The organism is Streptomyces sparsus (assembly GCF_054776295.1).
The window spans coordinates 1-1715 of sequence record NZ_BAAHCA010000982.1; the positions used below are offsets into that span (position 1 = coordinate 1).

A 1715-nucleotide genomic window follows, 5' to 3' on the forward strand; every position below is an offset into this window, starting at 1 on the left:
GGCTGGCGTTGCGGCGCAGCCAGCCGCTGTAGGCGGCGTTGTCCCGCGCCACCTCGACGTACGCGTCCCGCAGCGCGGCGAACGCCACGTCGAGTCGGGCGCTGTCGGCGGCGCCGGCGCGGCTCGCCATCAGCAGACGCACCGTCAGCGGGTCACCCAGCAGGGGCCGGATGGCCATGCCGGGGCGCGAACGGGCGGTGGGCTGGCAGGCGATGACGACCTGGCCGGCGGCGACCAGGTCGCCGGCGGTCAGGTAGTCGCCGAACACCACCCGCGGGTTGACGCCGGCAGCGGTGAAGACCCGGCGCAGGCCGTCCCATTCGCCGTCGGCCGTGGGGTCCACCATCCAGCAGTCCCCGGCCAGGTCGGTGAGCCGCAGCTCCGGCCGGGCGGCGGCCGGATGGGTGGCGGGCAGCGCGACGAACTGCGGTTCCCGCTCGACGAGTACGCGGTTCTCCACACCCTGCGGGATGTGCAGCGGGCTGCCCTCGACCTCGTGCACGAACGCGGCGTCCAGTTGGCCCGCGGCGACCATGCCGAGCAGGGTGTTGGCGGAGACGTCGATGTGGATGGCGGTGTCCCACTCGGGGCAGCGGTCCTGCAGCCGTCGCAGCCAGCCGGCGACGGCCCGGCTGCCGGTGGTGCCGGTACTTCCGACGCGCAGTCGTGGGCGGCCCGAGTCCAGCGCCGTGACCTGGGCCTCGGTGACGAGTGCGGTCATGTCGGAGAGGATCGGCCGAGCGCGGCTGAGCACCGAACGGCCCAGCGGCGTCGGCCGGCAGCCGGTGCGCTCGCGGACGAAGAGCTGGCCGCCGAGCGCGTTCTCGATGCGCCGCAGCTGGGTGGAGAGGGAGGGCTGCGTCATACCGAGCCGGCGGGCGGCCTTGCGCACGCTGCCGGTGTCGGCAATGGCGCACAGCGCACGGAGATGCCTGACCTCGAGCTCCACGCCGGGAGCATAAACGGCAGCCTGACATGTACACCAGGGCCGGGTCGCCATCGGCAGCCGGACCACCACCGGCGACGCGGCCGGCCGGCCGACGTGCCCGGCGGGGCCCGGCACCCGTTCCGTGGCCGCGCGAAGAAGCCCCGGCGGCCCGGCGGTTGGTGGTGAGAGGGTGTTGATGTCCGCGCACTTCTGACGAAAGGTCCACCGTGCCGCCGCTCACTGACCGGTCCACGTCCCTGCTGGTCGCCGCCCTGCTCGTGCACGACCGGGCGGGCGACCGGGTGCTGCTGCTGCAACGCGGCCCGCGGGCGAAGTTCGCGCAGGGCCGGTGGGACCTGCCGGTGGGCAAGTGCGACCCGGGTGAGCCGGTGACCGAAACGGCCGTGCGGGAACTGTTCGAGGAGACGGGTCTGCGCGTCGACCCGGCCGATCTGCGGCTGGCCCACGTGGTGCACGGCGCGCTCGGCGTGGAGGCCCCCGGCGGCTACGTCACCGTCGTCTTCGCCGTCGACCGCTGGGCGGGCGAACCGCACAACGCCGAACCGGAGAAGCACGCCCAGGTGGCCTGGTTCCCGATCGACGCCGTGCCCGCGGACTCCGTGGCGCCCACCGTCGAAGCCGTCGCCGCCTACCGCGCCGGCCGCCACGAGGTGCTGCTGACGGGCTGGTGACCGGGAGACGGGAGGGCCGCGCCGCTCAAGCCCCACGTCGTCCGACAGGGCCTCCGGGTGACCGGGAACGCCCCCCGGACCCCCCGCCGACGGCC

The 1715-nt window shown here is 74.8% G+C and carries 2 protein-coding genes; one reads left to right on the forward strand and one right to left on the reverse strand.

The genetic code is table 11. From position 1 onward, the window contains the following. Nucleotides 1-949: LysR family transcriptional regulator (locus tag ACYVE9_RS25570; protein ID WP_461030263.1), on the reverse strand; the 949-nt coding region annotated here is incomplete at its 3' end. A 206-nt stretch (nucleotides 950-1155) separates the two neighbouring features. Between ACYVE9_RS25570 and ACYVE9_RS25575 the strand changes: the two genes are divergently transcribed. Beyond that, complete coding sequence (locus tag ACYVE9_RS25575) at nucleotides 1156-1620, forward strand: NUDIX domain-containing protein (RefSeq protein WP_461030264.1); 465 nt, start codon at nucleotides 1156-1158, stop codon at nucleotides 1618-1620. Nucleotides 1621-1715 lie beyond the last annotated feature (95 nt).